The 14,487-nt window shown below is 69.8% G+C and carries 11 protein-coding genes and 5 pseudogenes; 5 read left to right on the top strand and 11 right to left on the bottom strand.

Annotation, left to right across the window (positions count from 1 at the left end):
• Both mce and AV541_RS08720 read left to right on the top strand, forming a co-directional pair.
• Complete coding sequence (mce, locus tag AV541_RS08725) at positions 1-393, top strand: methylmalonyl-CoA epimerase (protein ID WP_060384713.1); 393 nt, start codon at positions 1-3, stop codon at positions 391-393.
• Complete coding sequence (locus tag AV541_RS08720) at positions 393-731, top strand: VanZ family protein (RefSeq protein ID WP_008631621.1); 339 nt, start codon at positions 393-395, stop codon at positions 729-731. Before mce ends, AV541_RS08720 begins: the two co-directional genes overlap by 1 nt.
• On the opposite strand, the gene AV541_RS08715 is transcribed toward AV541_RS08720, so the two are convergent.
• The 8 genes and pseudogenes from AV541_RS08715 to AV541_RS13175 all read right to left on the bottom strand — a co-directional run bounded on the left by AV541_RS08715 (position 685) and on the right by AV541_RS13175 (position 8,680).
• Complete coding sequence (locus AV541_RS08715) at positions 685-1,368, bottom strand: SDR family NAD(P)-dependent oxidoreductase (RefSeq protein WP_060384712.1); 684 nt, start codon at positions 1,366-1,368, stop codon at positions 685-687. The genes AV541_RS08720 and AV541_RS08715 overlap by 47 nt on opposite strands.
• 4 nt (positions 1,369-1,372) lie before the next feature.
• Positions 1,373-2,361 (bottom strand): annotated as a pseudogene (locus tag AV541_RS08710) (hypothetical protein).
• Positions 2,358-4,832: a hypothetical protein gene (locus AV541_RS08705; protein WP_060384711.1), complete on the bottom strand. Its 2,475-nt coding sequence runs from the start codon at positions 4,830-4,832 to the stop codon at positions 2,358-2,360. Before AV541_RS08705 ends, AV541_RS08710 begins: the two are co-directional and overlap by 4 nt.
• A pseudogene (locus AV541_RS08700) lies at positions 4,829-5,871 on the bottom strand (LptF/LptG family permease). The gene AV541_RS08705 and the pseudogene AV541_RS08700 overlap by 4 nt, the downstream one beginning before the upstream one ends.
• Positions 5,868-6,878, bottom strand: coding sequence for an LptF/LptG family permease (locus AV541_RS08695; RefSeq protein WP_060384710.1), 1,011 nt, complete (start codon positions 6,876-6,878; stop codon positions 5,868-5,870). Before AV541_RS08695 ends, AV541_RS08700 begins: the two are co-directional and overlap by 4 nt.
• 55 nt (positions 6,879-6,933) lie before the next feature.
• A pseudogene (locus AV541_RS13430) lies at positions 6,934-7,349 on the bottom strand (hypothetical protein).
• A 167-nt stretch (positions 7,350-7,516) separates the two neighbouring features.
• Positions 7,517-8,549: pseudogene (locus tag AV541_RS13425) on the bottom strand (alcohol dehydrogenase family protein).
• Positions 8,546-8,680 carry a hypothetical protein gene (locus AV541_RS13175; protein ID WP_269146130.1) on the bottom strand — a complete coding sequence of 45 codons (135 nt, stop codon included), beginning with the start codon at positions 8,678-8,680 and terminating at the stop codon, positions 8,546-8,548. The pseudogene AV541_RS13425 and the gene AV541_RS13175 overlap by 4 nt, the downstream one beginning before the upstream one ends.
• Positions 8,681-8,725: 45 nt before the next feature.
• On the opposite strand from AV541_RS13175, the gene AV541_RS08680 reads away from it, so the two are divergent.
• Positions 8,726-9,154, top strand: a complete 429-nt coding sequence (locus tag AV541_RS08680; RefSeq protein ID WP_011227910.1) for a hypothetical protein — start codon at positions 8,726-8,728, stop codon at positions 9,152-9,154.
• Here the strand turns inward: AV541_RS08680 and ftsH are convergent.
• Complete coding sequence (gene ftsH, locus AV541_RS08675; RefSeq protein WP_060384709.1) at positions 9,140-10,996, bottom strand: ATP-dependent zinc metalloprotease FtsH; 1,857 nt, start codon at positions 10,994-10,996, stop codon at positions 9,140-9,142. The genes AV541_RS08680 and ftsH overlap by 15 nt on opposite strands.
• Positions 10,997-11,068: 72 nt before the next feature.
• Here ftsH and AV541_RS08670 point away from each other — a divergent pair, with 72 nt between their 5' ends.
• Complete coding sequence (locus tag AV541_RS08670; RefSeq protein ID WP_060384708.1) at positions 11,069-12,421, top strand: tetratricopeptide repeat protein; 1,353 nt, start codon at positions 11,069-11,071, stop codon at positions 12,419-12,421.
• A gap of 41 nt (positions 12,422-12,462) precedes the next feature.
• On the opposite strand, the pseudogene AV541_RS11195 reads toward AV541_RS08670, so the two are convergent.
• Together AV541_RS11195 and ruvB are read right to left on the bottom strand one after the other, a co-directional pair.
• Positions 12,463-12,680, bottom strand: a pseudogene (locus AV541_RS11195) (DUF4388 domain-containing protein); the annotation flags it as partial.
• The gene (ruvB, locus tag AV541_RS08665) at positions 12,677-13,651 is read right to left on the bottom strand and encodes a Holliday junction branch migration DNA helicase RuvB (RefSeq protein WP_060384707.1); all 975 of its coding nucleotides are present in this window, start codon (positions 13,649-13,651) and stop codon (positions 12,677-12,679) included. The gene ruvB and the pseudogene AV541_RS11195, both read right to left, overlap by 4 nt.
• 25 nt (positions 13,652-13,676) lie before the next feature.
• Here ruvB and panB point away from each other — a divergent pair, with 25 nt between their 5' ends.
• Entirely contained in the window at positions 13,677-14,462 is a 786-nt protein-coding gene (panB, locus tag AV541_RS08660) for a 3-methyl-2-oxobutanoate hydroxymethyltransferase (RefSeq protein WP_060384706.1), read from the top strand.
• Positions 14,463-14,487: the final 25 nt, after the last annotated feature.

Below are 14,487 nucleotides of genomic sequence, written 5' to 3'. Positions count from 1 at the left end.
ATGCGGCTCCACCACGTGGGCATCGCCGTGGAGGACCTGGAGGAGGCCAAGGCCCGCTACCAAAGCCTGGGCTTCCGGGTGGTGGCGGAAGGGGAGGTGGCCCACCAGGGGGTGCGGGTGGCCCTGCTTAGGGGGGAAGGGGAGGCCCTCCTCGAGCTCCTCTCCCCCCTTGGCCCCGAGACCCCCGTGGGGCGGTTTCTGGCCAAGAGGGGCCCCGGCCTCCACCACCTGGCCTTTGCCACGCCCCAGATTGAAGAGGACCTGGCCCGGCTCAAAGCGGAAGGGGCGAAGCTTATTGACGAAGCCCCAAGGCCCGGCTTCGGCGGCCACCGGGTGGCCTTCCTCCACCCAAGCTTTGGCCTGGGGGTCCTTTGGGAACTGGTGGAGGCGTAGTGCGTCCCCTTTTCCTCCTCTTGGCCCTGGGGGAGATGGGCCTCCTCTTCTGGCTTTCCAGCCAGCCCGCTGCGGGCGCGGGCCTTCCCCATCCCTGGGATAAGGGGGCCCACTTCCTGGCCTACGCCCTCTTGGGCCTTTTCCTCCGCCTGGGGCTTGGCCGTTTCGGACCGGCTTTCCTGGGGGCCTTCCTCTACGGCCTTTTAGACGAGTGGCACCAAAGCTTCGTCCCCGGGCGGGAGGCCTTCGGCCTGGACCTCGTGGCGGACTTCCTCGGGGCCTACGTGGGGGCTAGAGGGGCGGGTAGATGGGAAGCTCCAGAAGCCTCCCGCCCTTAGCCCCTGCCGCCTCCACCACCATCTCCGCCACGAGCTCGGGGGCGATCCAGCGGGAGAAGTCCGCCTCGGGCATGGCCTTGCGGTTGGCCTCGGTGTCCAGGGTGCCCATGGGGTAGACCACGAGGAAGCGCACCCCCTCCACCTCCCCCTGCAAGGACCTCAAGAGGCTCGCCAGGGCGGTTTTGGCCGCGGTGTAGAGGGCCCTTCCCGGGCCCGCCCCCGTCCAGGCGGGGCCGGCGGCGAAGGCGGCGAAGAAGCCCTCCTTGCGCTTAGCCATGTAAGGCAGGACGGCCTTGAGGAGGTTGAAGGTGGTGCGGAGGTTCAGGTCCAGCATCCAGTCGTAAAGCCCCGGGTCGGCGTCCAAAAACCGCCCGGCGGCGAAGCCGCCCACGGTGTGGACCACCCCGTAGAGGGGGGCCTCCTCCTCCACGAAGCGGGCCAGGGCCAGGGCTTCCTCCAGCCGGGTGAGGTCGGCGACGAAGGTCTTGGCCCCCACGGCCTTCGCCCGTTCCGCCATGCGCTCAAGGCGGGGGTCGGAGAGGAAGAGCCTGGCCCCCGCCTGGTGGAAGGCGGGGATGAGGGCCCGGCTTAGGGCCCCTCCGGCCCCGGTGATGAGAAAGGCCTTCCCTTGGAGCATGCCCCTATTCTACGGGGAGGAAGGCCAGGGCCTTGGGGGCGAGGCCCAAGGAGAGGATGGCCACCCTTTGGGGCGGGGAGGGGACGAGGTCGTAGACGTAGAGGAGGCTTCCAGAGGCCAGGTACAGGTACCCGTCCTGGCCCATGGCCCCTGCGGCGAAATCGGTGTAGGCCTCGAGGACCGGGGAGGCCTTGGGCTCCAGAACCTGGAAGCCCCGCCCGTAGACCGCAAGGCCCGCCACCGGGTCCAGGGCGAGGCGGGGGGTGCCGAAGAAGTCCCCGAGGACCCTTTGGCTTCCCAGGGCCTCGCCTTGGAGGGTGTAGAGGCGGGCCTCGAGACCCACCCTCCCCAGGCCAAGGAGCCTTCCCTTAGCGGCGTCCGCCCGGAGGTCAAAGGGGGCGGCGTCTAAGGGGGGGCTGAGGGGCCTTTCCAGGGAAGGGGTCCCCTGGGGGTCCTGGGCCGGGCGAAAGCCCATGGCCGCCGAGGTGAGGTAGGCCAGGAGGTCCAGGCTCCCCTGGGGGAGGAGGGCGAGGCGGGCGGCGGGGTCCAGGCCCGTGAGGTCGGCCTCCAGGAGGCTTCCGCTCCCGTCCAGAAGCCAGAGGAAGGCCCGGGCCGCGGCGGGGCAGTGGAGGAGGAGGGCGCCTTGCCCGAGGCGGAGGTACCCCCCCGTGCAGTCCACCCCTGCGGGCAAGCCCTGGGCCGCGGGGGTGCCCTTCGGGACGGAGGTTTCGCTGAAGCCCGTGGCATCGTAGGCCTCCACCCGGTCGGGGAAGAGGAGGTAGAGCCTCTGGAAGGTGGGGCTGTAGGCCAGGTCCTGGAGGCCCGGGGTCGCCCACGTCTCCACCGGGGTTCCGGTCCCCCTTTGGAGGTCTTGGGCCCGGTAGAAGCGCACCTCGTCCCCTCCCCCGCCGCCAGGAGGGCGGGCAGGGGGGGCTCCTGGCTTCCCGTGCAGGCGGTGAGGAAAAGGAGGAGGAGAAACCCAAGCCGCTTCACGGCAGACCTCCCAAGCGCACGCCTTCCTCGTCCATAAGTACCTCCGCCGCCTGCCCCCCGTAGAGGAAGGCGAGGCGCACCTCGTTCTTGGCCGCGTCCAGGGTGAAGCGCATGGCCCAGCAACACCGGTCCAGGGTGAGGAGGAACTTGGGCTTCAGGGGGGTTCCCGGGAGGTTCTGAGTGAGGAGGGCGGCGAGGTGGAGTTTGGTGTTCTCCCGGCCGAGGAAGGTGAGGGTGGGGCCGAAGTTCCTTAGGGCGAGGGCGTAGCCTTCGGGGCTTGTGGGCCTTCGGGTGTAGCTGAGGCTTCCCGAAAGGGAGAGACCAGGGAGGGCGTTTTCCTCCGAGGCGTCGAGGGGACGGGGTGGCCAAAGCTCCAGGCCGCCGTCGAAGGTGAGGTCCTTGAGGTAGGTGCCCCCGTCCTCCACCTCCGGCAGGTGGAGGTTGGCCGTGAGGCGGAAGGCCACCTCGGGCAGGGCCTGGGTGAGGCCAAGGCGCAGGTTGCTCTCCCGGAAGCCCTCCTGGTAGCGGCCGGAGAGGAGGAGGTCCAGAAGGGGCCCGGGGGCCACCCCGGAGCGGAAGCCCAGGGCGTAGCCCAAGGCCTTGGGGTCCAGGGTGGCCTGGAGGGAGAGGCTTTCTGGGCCCAGGATGGCCTGGCCCTGGAGGGTGAGGGTGTCTTGCTGCCAGTCCCTGCGGCCCTGGAGGGTGTAGGCGGCCGCCCCCTCCCGCAGGCTGAAGCTGAGGTCGGTGGTGAGGGGACCTTTGCCGTCCAGGCCGTGGCGGTGGCCCAGGTTCAGGCTGCCCCCGGGGAGGGCGTAGCCCGCCTGGAGGAGCAAGGGGTCGTAGAGGGCCTTGGCATGGTCGTAGCGGAGGCTGGCCCTGAGGGAGAAGGGGTAGGGGGTGAGGCCGGCCTCGAGGCGGGTCTCCAAGGGGCCTTCCTCCACTCCCCGGCGGTGGTAGAGGGTTAGGGTGTAGCCGGGGTCCTGGAGGGCGGCCTGGGCCTCGAGGGGCAGGTACCTCCCCCCCTCCAGGTCCCGCCCTCCCTTGAGGCTCAGGGCCAGGGGCCGCTCCTGGAAGCCCAGGGTGAGCGTGGCCTGGTGGCTCCTCCGCTGGGGCAAGGCGTCAAAGCGGAAGGGGCTTTCCCCTTCCTGGACGCTTCGGGTGTAGGCGGCCTCCACGCTGAAGCCCCCCAGGGCTTGCCGCAGGCTTACCGAGGTGGTCCAGTCCACCTGCCTCTCGGGCTCGCCGTCGGGGTTTTGCGTGGTGTAGTAGAAGCCCAGGAAGCGGTTTTCCGCCCGGAAGCTGGCCCCTGGCCAGGGGGCGAGGACGAGGCTTTCCGTGTGGGTAAAAAGGGCCCTTCCCGCCTCGGCGTAGGGCCCCAGGGCGCGGGCGGAGCGGTTTAGGGGGTTGGTTTCCGCCAGGTAACGGCCCACCGTGAGGCCTGCCTGGAGGCTAAAGGGGCCTTCCCGGAAGGTGGGAGACTGGACCTCCAGCTCGGGGAGGCGTTGCAGGGTGCGGGGGGGTGGGGTGCTTTCGTCGTGGTCCAGGAAGCCCTCGAGCCGCAAGGCGTAGCGCCAGTCCTGGAGGGTGGGGGTGCCGGGGAGGAGGGCCTCGAGGCGGAAGCGGGTGAGCTTCTCCAGGGTGTCGTCCCGCTCCACGAGGGCCGCGACCGAAAACCCGGCCCGCTTCAGGCCGTACTCCCCCCGGTACTGGAAGGTGTCGGGGGGCGTGTGGAGGAAGAAGTAGCGCTCCTTGGCCTCCCCGGTGCCGTAGTGGTCCAGCCCGAAGCCGTAGCCCCGGCCCTGGTAGTAGCGGAGGAGGGTGTAGCCGAGGCCGAAGGCGGCCACGTAGGGGAGGTCGGCCTTCACATAGAGGCCCCCCTCGTCCTGGCCCACCTCGAGGCGGGGCCGCCTCTCCGAGAGGTAGAGGAGGAGGACGGGCAGGGTGAGGACGGGCTTCTCCTGGACCAGGAGGGTCACGTCCCGGGCCACCACCCGGTCCCCCGGGTAGAGGACGATCTCCCGGGCGCGGAAGGCGTAGTCCGGCACCTCCTGGCCGCACGAGGCGCACGGGGTGGCGTAGCCCCGTTCCAGGAGGATCGCCCCCGCCGCCCGCTGGCAGATGGGGCCGGTGAGGAGGAGGTTCTCGGCCTCTATGCGGACCTCGAGGGCGTCAAAGCTCTCGTCGGCGAGGTCCACCTGGAGCTCCTCCGCCTCAATGAGGCGCCCCTCCCGGTCCCGGTAGCGCACCCCTCCCGAGAGGAAAAGGAGCCGCCTTTCCCGGAAGTAGACCACCCGCTTGGCCTCCAGCGCCTCCCCCTCCCGCTCCAGGCGCACGGGTTCCCCCACCAGGACGTAGACCTCCTCCCCCCCTTCCTGCCTAAGCTCCAGCCTTTCCGCCTCCAGGACCTTGATCACCCTCTCCTCTGCGAGGGCGGGAAGGAGGAGGAAGAGGAGAAGGGGAAGCCACCTCACCGCCGCCCTCCCAGGAAGAGGAAAAGGCCCAAGGCCCCGTAGAGGAGGTTGGGGCCGAAGGCGGCGAGGAAGGGGTCCAGGGCGTTCTGCTCCCCCATGATCCGCCCCACGCTCCAGGTGGCGTAGTAGAAGAAGGTGAGGACGGCCACCCCCACAAGCCCGAGGCTCCGGCTTCCCCCAAGGAGGTAGAAGGCGAGGCCCACGGCGAAGAGGGCGAAGACCGGGGCGGCCAGGGGTTCGGCGAAGCGGCGGTAGTAGGTGGTGGCCTCGAGGCCCGCCCGTACCCCCATCTGACGAAGCCGCTCTACCTCCTTCCGGAGCTCGGCCAGGGTCATCCGGTTCGCCGGGTTCTGCCAGGGGTCAAAGGTGAGGTCCTTAAGGACGAGCTCCCCCGCTGAAAGCGCGCCAGGGTCCGGGGGCGGCTTCCCTCGTAGGTGATGCGGGTCCCCTCCTCCACGTGCAGCACCCCGCCGCGGAAGCTCCCCCGTTCGGCGAGGAGGACCTCCTCCCGTGAGAGGACCCTTAGGGCCCCGATGGCCTCCCCCTCCACCTTCCCCACGTAGACCACCCGGCCTTGGGCATCCTGGAAGGTCGCTCCTGGGGTGAGGAGGGCCCGGGGGCGTTCCAAGACCTCCCGCCGCAGGAGGTCCTGTCCCTGGGCGAGGGCCCGGGGGACAAGGCCCTCCCCGAGGAGGAAGGCGGCGAGGGCGATGGCGGTCCCGAGGAGGAGGAAGGGAAGGAGCAGGCGTTCCCGCCGCACCCCCAGGGCCAGGAGGGCCTTGAGCTCCGCGTCCTCCCCAAGGCGGGAGAGGAGGACGAGGAGGGCGAAGAGGTAGGCCACAGGCGCGCCCCGGGCCAGGGCCTCGGGGGTGCGGAAGAGGAGGTAACGGAGAAGGGTGTAGGGGTCGGCCCCCTTGGCCACCAGGGGGGCCAGGACCTCGTACACCGCCCCGCCCAGGAAGAGAAGGACGATGACGAGGAGCCCGCCGCCAAATAGGGGCAGGGCTTCCCGCAGGAGGTAGCGGTCCAGGGTCTTCACCGTAGCCTCCAGGCGAGCGCCCCCGCCAAGGCCCCGTAGAAGAGGTCGGGGAGGTAGGCGAGGAGGGGGCTTACGTCGTAGCGGGCGAGCTGGGCGGCCAGGGTCCAGAGGACGTAGTAGCCGAAGATGAGGAGGACCACCCCCAAAAAGGCCCAGGCGGCCTCCCGCAAGGAGAGGCCCAAGGCGGCGGCGGCCGCCCCCAGGACCAGGCCCCCCAGGGCGTCGGCCAGGCGGCGGTGGAAGCCGAAGCGGGCCTCGGGCTCCACCTGGGCCCGGGCCCAGAGCTCCTCGAGGGGGGTGGAGTCGTAGGGGTCCCGGGAGCCCAGGCTCTCCTTGGGGCGGAACCGGGCGGGGAAGGGGAGGACGCCCTCAAAGGGCCGGACCTCCTCCCCCTCCACCACGTAGCCCTTGAGGCGCCATCCTTCCTCGTCCCAAAGGCCCTCCTCGGCGCTGTAGACCCGGCCCCTTTCGTCCACCACCCGCACCCCCCGGAGCCGGTTTCCCTCTGGCTCGGGGTAGACCTCCTCGGCGAAGTACACGCCGAGGCCCGGGGGGGCGTAGACCTGACGGCGCAGGACCCCGGAGGCCCCGCCCTCCCCGTAGAGGATCCGGCCCAGGAGCCCATCGTAGGCCTCCTGGGACCGGGGCCTGAGCTCCGCTAGGTTAAGGAGGTTGAGGAGGCTTACGGCAAGGGCCAGAAGGACGAGGGGCCTGAGGAGGGCCAAAGGGGGGACCCCCGCGGCGTAGGCCGCCTTGAGCTCCGAGCGGCGGATGAGCCCCGCAAGCCCCACCAGCACGGCGAAGACCAGCCCTAAGGGGAGGGCGAGGCTTAGGGTCCAGGGCAGGCGGTAGAGGACAAGAAGCCCCACCTCCCGGGCCCCCACCCCCCGGGAGAGGAGAACCCCCGAGAGGCTGGAGAGGAGGTCAAAGGTGAGGAGGGCGGCGAAGAGGAAGACCCCCACCAGGTAAGGGACGAGGACCTCCCGGAGGACGTAGCGCCCCAGCACGGGGGAAGTATACGCAAGGCGGATGAGAAAACGAGGAAGCCCCGCCGCGGGGGGCTTAGGCGGCCTGGGCGATCACGTGGATCACCGGGAGGCCGAAGCGCTCCGCCTGGGTGTGGACGTCCAGCCTAAGCCACCGGGAAAGCCCTGGGGGCAGGGTAGAGAGGACGATGGCCTGGTAGGCCCCGGGGTGGGCGAGGAGCTCCTCCTCTATGGCGAGGAGGGGGGAGATGTCCCCCGCCTTGGCCTCCTCCACGGGGATGCCCTGGGCCTCGAGGGCCCGCTTGGCCGCCGCCGCTTCCTCCTCGGCCCGGCGCCGCACCTCGTTCTCCTCGTAGACCCACCCGGGAGGGGGACCGCCGGGACCAGGAGGACGAAGCGGGCCTTTGGGTCTTGGGCCAAAAGCTCCTTGAGCTTGGCGGCGAGCTCTGGGCTCTTGGCCGTGCGGTGGGCCACCACCAGGTACCGGGCCATGTCGCACCTCCTTTCCGTGTTTCCAGTGTAGCGCCGGATTTCGTGTTATCGTTCCAGTAAAGACTAACGCGCCGCCGGAAAACCCCGTAAGGCCCGCGGCTTTTTGCATACCCCTTTGCAAGGGGGGAAACCGTGGTATAATGAAGGAGTCAGCGGACAAAGAAGCCTCAGGGCACGAGGGCGACCTTGGTTGCTTTCCGCTCGTGGAAGAGGCGGTAGCCTTCAGGGGCCTCCTCCAGGGGGAGGCGGTGGCTGAAGACGAAGCTCCCCTTGAGCCTGCCTGCCTTCTGCAGGGCGAGGACCTCGCCGATCCAGCGGGGGACGTTGGCGAGGGCGCTCCTTAGGGTGATCCCCCGGCTGAAGGCGGGAAGCCAGGGGTAGTCCAGCCGTTCCGCCGTGGGCACCCCCAGGCTGGAGACCACGCCCCCGGGCCCGCGAGGCGCAGGGCGAGTTTCAGGGCCTCCCCGTCCCCGCCCACCGCCTCCACCACCAAATCCGCCCCCAGGCCCTCGGTTTCCCGGCGCACCCGGGCCACAGGGTCCTCCGCCTTGGGGTGGATGGGGAGGCTTCCCAGGGCCTTGGCCTTCTCCAGGCGGGCCTCCTCCGGGTCTATGGCATAGACCTGCCCTGCCCCCAGGGCGTGGGCCACCATCTGGGCCATGAGGCCCACGGGCCCCGAGCCCACCACGGCCACGCTCATGCCGGGGGTGAGGAAGGGCCTCACCCCCCGTAGGCCGTGGTGAGGATGTCCCCGGCGAGGATGGCCTCCTCGGCGGGAAGGTCTCCGATGGGGAAGAGGGTGTGCCGGGCGAAGGGCACCCGCACCCTCTCCGCCTGGGCCCCCGGGAGGTTGCCCAGGGCGAGGCCGAAGCCGAAGACCCCGCCCCTTGAGCAGGCGAAGAACTGGCCTTTGCGGCAGGCAGGGCACTCCCCGCAGGCCACCTGGAAGCTCCCCACCACCCGTTCCCCCACGGGGAAGGGCACCAGGGGGCCCTTCTCCACGATGCGCCCCACGAACTCGTGCCCGAGGACCGTCCCCGGCAGGACCCCGGCGATCTTGCCGTGGTAGATGTGGAGGTCCGAGCCGCAGATGGCGGAAAGCTCCACCTCGAGGAGGGCGTCCGTGTCCGCTTCCAACCTGGGTTCCGGGACCTCCTCCACCGCCACCTGGAAGGGCCCCTTGTAGACCACGGCCTTCATAGGACCTCCCGGGCCACTTTGACGAGCTCCTGGGCCGCCTGGGCGTAGGGGGCGAGGGCGGCGATGGTGCCCTTGCTCTCGTTCAGCTTCCGGCAGTACGCCTGGGCCCAGGCCTCGGTGAAAAGCTCCATCCCTTTCCCCTCCTTTGAACCTAGTATAAGCCGTAGACTCGAGGGGTGGTCTACCTCCTGGACCTTTCCGGGGTGTACTGCGAGCCCGTGGAGCCGAGGCTCCTCCGCCTCCTCGCCGAGGAGAGCGGGGAGCCCGTCTTCTACCTCTCGGAGGCCTTCTACGCCCTCCTCCCCCGGCTCAAGGCGGAGGGGGCCCAGGCGCTGGAGGCCCTTTTCCCCGGGGCCTCGAGGCTCTACCCCAAGGCCTTCCGCCCCCGGGGCCTCGCCTTCCCCGAGCCCTTCCACCTCGTCTCCGACCTGCCGCCCCCCGAAGGGGTCCTGGCCTACCACGCTCCGGACAAGCTCGAGGCCCTTGCCCTGGCCCTAGAGGCCCTGGGCCTCGCCCCGGGGGAGGCGGTCTACTGGGACGACAACCCCCTTTGGGTGGAGCGGGCCCGGGGATTAGGCGTGCGGGCGGAGCTATTCCTGCCCTAGGTCCTCGGCCCGCTCCACCGCCTGGGTCTCCCGGAGGATCGCCCTCACCCGGTCCCCGGGGATGGTCTCCTCCCGGAGGAGCTCCTCGGCGATCTTGTGCACCGCCTCCCGGTGGGTAGAGAGCACCTTCCTGGCCCGCTCGTAGGCCTCGTCCAGGATTTTCATGATGTCCTGGTCAATGAGGCGGGCCGTCTCCTCGGAGTGGTCCTTTTTCTTGGCGATCTCCTCCCCCAGGAAAATGGGCCCGGAGTCCGAGCCCCAGGCAACGTTTTTGAAGTGCTCCCCCATGCCCCAGTCCAGGACCATCCGCTTGGCGATCCCTGTGGCCCGCTTGAAGTCGTCCTGGGCCCCCGTGGTTACGGTACCCGTGAAAAGCTCCTCCGCCACCCGGCCCGCCATGAGGACGGAAAGCTCGTCCATGAGGTGCTCCCGGGAGACTAGGACCCGTTCTTCCGGCTTGCTCCAGCGGGCCCCCAAGGCCATGCCCCGGGGGACGATGGAGACTTTCTCCGTCTTGTTGGCGTGGGGCAGGACTTCTCCCACCACGGCGTGCCCCGCCTCGTGGTAGGCCACGGCCCGCCTTTCCTCCTCGGAGAGCTTCAGGGCGGGCCGCTCCAGGCCGAGGACGATCTTGTCCAGGGCCTTGAGGAAGTGCTCCTTGCGGATCCTCTTCTCTCCGTTTCGGGCGGCGAGGAGGGCGGCCTCGTTCACCAGGTTCCTGAGGTCCGCCCCGGAGAAGCCGGGGGTGAGGTGGGCGAGCTCCAGGGCGTCCACGTCCTCGGCGATGGGTTTGCCTCGCATGTGGACGAGGAGGATCTCCTTGCGCTCCTCCAGGGAGGGAAGGCCCACCACCACCTGCCGGTCAAAGCGCCCGGGCCGAAGGAGGGCGGGGTCCAGGATGTCGGGGCGGTTGGTGGCGGCGAGGACGATGACGGAGGTGTCCTTCTCAAACCCGTCCATCTCCGAAAGGATCTGGTTTAGGGTCTGCTCCCGTTCGTCGTGGCCGCCCCCAATCCCCGCACCCCGCTTTCGGCCAATGGAGTCCAGCTCGTCAATGAAGATGATGCTCGGAGCGTTCCTGCGGGCATCCTCAAAGAGGCTTCGCACCCGGCTCGCCCCCACGCCCACGAACATCTCCATGAACTCGCTGGCGGAGACGGAGAAGAAGGGCACCCCTGCCTCCCCCGCCACCGCCCGGGCGAGGAGGGTTTTGCCCGTGCCGGGTGGGCCCACGAGGAGCACCCCCTTGGGGATCTCGGCCCCGATTTCCAGGTACTTCTTCGGGTTCTTGAGGAAGTCCACCACCTCCATGAGCTCCCGCTTGGCCTCTTCGTGGCCGGCCACGTCCTTGAAGGTGGTGTTCACCTTCTTTTCCTTGCCGTAAAGCTTGGCCCGGCTCTGGCCGAACTGCATCACCTGCCCCGCGCCCCCCTGGGCCCGCATGAAGAAGAACCAGAAGAAGGCGATGAGGAGGAGCGTGGGGCCCACGTAGAGGAGGACTTGGGGCCAGATGGAGGGGGCTTTGGTCACGATCGTCACCCCGTTTTCCTCCAGGAAGCGGAGGAGTTCGGGGTCCTGGACCTGGGCGGGGGGCAGGGGAACCTGGAAGCGCCGGGAGACCTGGACGGTCCCCTGGGGCGTGGGGAAGCGCTCTGGGGCCTTGAGGAGCCCGGTGATGCGGGTCTCCTCCAGGGTCACCTCCGCCACCTTCCCCTGGCGCACCAGCTCCCGGAACTCCGTGTAGGAGAGGGTAGGGGCCGGTGGTCCGCTTAGGGCCGTGTAGACGAGATACCCCAACAGGACGAGAAGGAGCAGGTTGAACGGATTAAACCGCTGCGGCAAGGTCTACCTCCCTTGCCCTATGGTAGCGCCTTGCCGGTGGGAAGACAGGGTATGTGGTATCCTCTAGCCGCGATGAAGGGGGTCCTCGAGGCCCTGCACCAGGGGGACTACGACACCGCCATTGACCTCCTCACCCGGAAGGCCCTCTTCGGCCGGGAGAGGGAGGCCAAGGAGGCCTGGCTCCTCCTCGCCGAGGTCTACGCCCTCTACGGGGAGGAGGGGCTGGAGAAGGCCCACCACGCCCTGGAGGAGGCCTACGCCCTGGGAGGGCTGGAGTACGACCCCCTGTACCGGAGCCTCCTCGCCGAGCTCCTCGCCCTGGAGGGGCGGCCCGAGCGGGAGGTCCTTCCCCTCTTCCTCCCGAGCCGGGACCCCCGGGTCCGGTACCACCAGGCCCAGGCCCTCTTCTACCTGGGGAGGCTGGAGGAGGCCTTGGAGGCCCTCGAGGCGGGGCTCCCCCCCCATTTGGCCTGGCGGGCCGAGGGGCTTAAGGGGCGGATCCTGGAGCGGCTTGGCCGCCACGGGGAGGCCGCCATGGCCTACGAGCGGGGGGCGGAGCTCGCCCTGGGGCTTGAGCGGTACTGGCTCCTCCTGGACGCCGCCGCCATGTGGCTGGAGGCCGGGGAGGGGGAGCGGGCCCTTCTCGCCCTGAAGGAGGCGGAGGCGGCGGTGGGGGAGGAGGACCCGGAGGACGCCGCCACCCGGCACTACCTCCTCGCCCGGGCCCACCTCCTTTTGGGCAACCCGGGCCTCGCCCTGGAGGAGATCCGCAAGGCCTTGGCCTTGGAGGAGGAGAGCGGCCACAAGGCCTACGGTACCCCCTTGGTGGAGGGGCAGGCCCTCCTCCAGCTCGGGCGCTACGAGGAGGCCATGGCGAGCTTCCGGGAGGCCATGGCCCGGGCGGACGCCGGGGAGCGCCCCCACGTCCTCCACGAGATGGGGGTGGCGGCCCTGGATCACGGGGCCTACCCCGAGGCCGAGGAGCACCTCCGGGCCCTGGTGCGGGAGGAGGGCTACCCCTACTTGGCCCAGGCCTACGCCGATCTGGCCGAGGCCCTCTACCGCCAGGGGCGTTACCAGGAGGCGGAGGCCGCCGCCCAGGAGGCCGTGGCCCGGGGGGCGGTGGCCGCGGGGGAGTTGGTCCTGGGCCACGTGGCCTACGACCTCCTCCACCTGGAGGAGGCCTTGGAACACTACCGCAAGGCGGCGGAAAGCGCCGAGGAGGGGAGCCGGGAGTGGGTGGGGGCCCAGGAGATGGTGGTGGACACCCTGGCCCAGCTCGGCTACCGCTTTCCCGAGGAGATGGTGCGCCGGGGCCAGGCGGTGCTGCCCTACCTCCACCCGGCGGACGAGTGGCACGCCGCCCTCACCGCCTACGTGGAGCGGGCCCAGGCCCTCTTGCGGGAGGGGAAGCGCTTGAACTGAGCGCTTCGCAGGGGGCGGGATTAGCCCCTCCGCAGGGGCTCCAGGGCCTTTAGAACCTCTAGGGTGAGGTGGCCTAGGCGGACCAGGTACTCCCCGAGGTGGGGGCCGGGCTCGGTGCGGGCGTAGAGGATCCGCCCCCCGAGGAGGTGGACGCGTCCGTAGATCCGGCCCTGGAAGCTCACCACGGCGCTCTTCCGCGCGCTTCCAGGGCCCTAAGGAGCTCCCCCAGATCCAGCTCGGGAAGCGTGGCCCGGATCACGGCTCCAAGAGGGGGCCCACCGGGGGCGGGTAGCCCAGGTGGCGGTAGGCCAGCTCCGTGGCCATCCGGCCCCGGGGGGTGCGCTTCAAAAGCCCCTGGCGGATGAGGTAGGGCTCGTGCACCTCTTCCAAGGTGCCCGGGTCCTCGGAGAGGGCGGTGGCCAAGGTGGCGAGGCCCACTGGGCCACCGCCGAAGCGGAGGATGAGGACCTCCAGGATCTCCCGGTCCCGCTTCTCCAAGCCCAGCTCGTCCAAGCCCAGGGCCGCAAGGGCCTCCAGGGCCCTTTCCCGGGTGATGACTTCCTCCCCCGCCACCTGGGCGAAGTCCCGCACCCTCCGAAAGAGGCGCTTGGCGACGCGCATGGTGCCCCGGCTCCGCCTACCGATTTCCAGGGCGGCCTCCTCCGTGATCCTTGCCCCGAGGAGGCGGGCGTCCCGCATCACCCCCTGGGCCAGCTCCTCGGGGGTGTAGTACTCCAGGTGCTCCACGATGCCGAAGCGGCTCAAGAGGGGCGCGGTGATGAGGCCGGGCCGGGTGGTGGCCCCGATCAGGGTGAAGCGGGGAAGCTCCAGCCGGATGGTCCTCGCCGCCGGGCCTTGGCCGATGACGATGTCCATGACGAAGTCCTCCATGGCGGGGTAGAGGTGCTCCTCGGCCTGGCGGCTCAGGCGGTGGATCTCGTCGATGAAAAGGATGTCCCCTTCCTCCAGGGAGTTGGCCAGGATGGCGGCGAGGTCCCCAGGCTTCTCTATGGCGGGCCCGGAGGTGACCCGGAGGTTGACCCCAAGCTCGTGGGCGATGACGTGGGCCAGGGTGGTCTTGCCCAGGCCCGGGGGGCCGAAGAGGAGGAGGTGCTCTAAGGGTTCTTTTCGGGCCTTGGCCGCCTCGAGGTAGACCCGGAGCTTTTGCTTCAGGCGCTCCTGGCCGATGTACTCGTCCAGGGTCTTGGGCCTAAGGGTGAGGTCTTCCACGCTCTTCCATGATAGCCTTATTCCCGTGCGGCGCACGGTGAAGGACTTCCGCAACGCCAAGGGCCAGCGGCTTGTCTACCTCACCGCCTACGACTACCCCACGGCTCGCCTGGCCGAGGCGGCCGGGGTGGACGCCATTTTGGTGGGGGACTCCTTGGGGATGGTGGTCCTAGGCTACCCCTCCACGGTACCCGTGACCCTGGAGGAGATGCTCCACCACACCAAGGCTGCCCGCAGGGGAGCCCCGGAGACCTTTCTCGTGGCCGACCTCCCCTACCTCGCTTACGCCACCTTGGACCGGGCCCTTTTTGCCGCGGAGCGCCTCCTCAAGGAGGGGGGGGCGGACGCGGTGAAGCTGGAGGGGGGCGAGGAGGTGGCGGAGATCGTCCGGGGCCTGGTGCGGGCGGGGGTTCCGGTCCTGGGCCACGTGGGCCTCACCCCCCAGACGGCGAGCCAGCTTGGCGGCTACAAGCTCCAAGGCCGGCGCCCGGAGGAGGCGGAGCGTATCCTCAAGGGGGCCTTGGCCTTGGAGGAGGCCGGGGCCTACGGCGTGGTCTTGGAGATGGTGCCCGCCCGCTTGGCCAAGGAGATCACCGAGAGGCTTTCCGTCCACACCGTGGGGATTGGGGCCGGGCCCCACACAGACGCTCAGGTCCTTGTCTTCCACGACGTGGTGGGTCTCTACGGCGACTTCAAGCCCCGCTTCGTGAAGCGCTATCTGGAGGCAGGCAGGCTCATCCAAGAGGCCTTGAGCCGGTACGCGCAGGAGGTTCGGGAAGGGGTCTTCCCCGCGGAGGAGCATAGTTTTTAAAAAACTCCGCTGAAAACCCGGCTCC

This window comes from Thermus parvatiensis (assembly GCF_001535545.1).
Taxonomy (GTDB): domain Bacteria; phylum Deinococcota; class Deinococci; order Deinococcales; family Thermaceae; genus Thermus; species Thermus parvatiensis.
This window is presented reverse-complemented; position numbering and strand designations above follow the sequence as displayed.

What these genes read in the sequence shown, in the direction of transcription:
- AV541_RS08715 (WP_060384712.1), bottom strand. Translation starts at nt 1,368, where the DNA reads ATGCTCCAAGGGAAGGCCTTTCTCATCACCGGGGCCGGAGGGGCCCTA.
- mce (WP_060384713.1), top strand. Translation starts at nt 1, where the DNA reads ATGCGGCTCCACCACGTGGGCATCGCCGTGGAGGACCTGGAGGAGGCC.
- AV541_RS08670 (WP_060384708.1), top strand. Translation starts at nt 11,069, where the DNA reads ATGAAGGGGGTCCTCGAGGCCCTGCACCAGGGGGACTACGACACCGCC.
- AV541_RS13175 (WP_269146130.1), bottom strand. Translation starts at nt 8,680, where the DNA reads ATGGAGCTTTTCACCGAGGCCTGGGCCCAGGCGTACTGCCGGAAGCTG.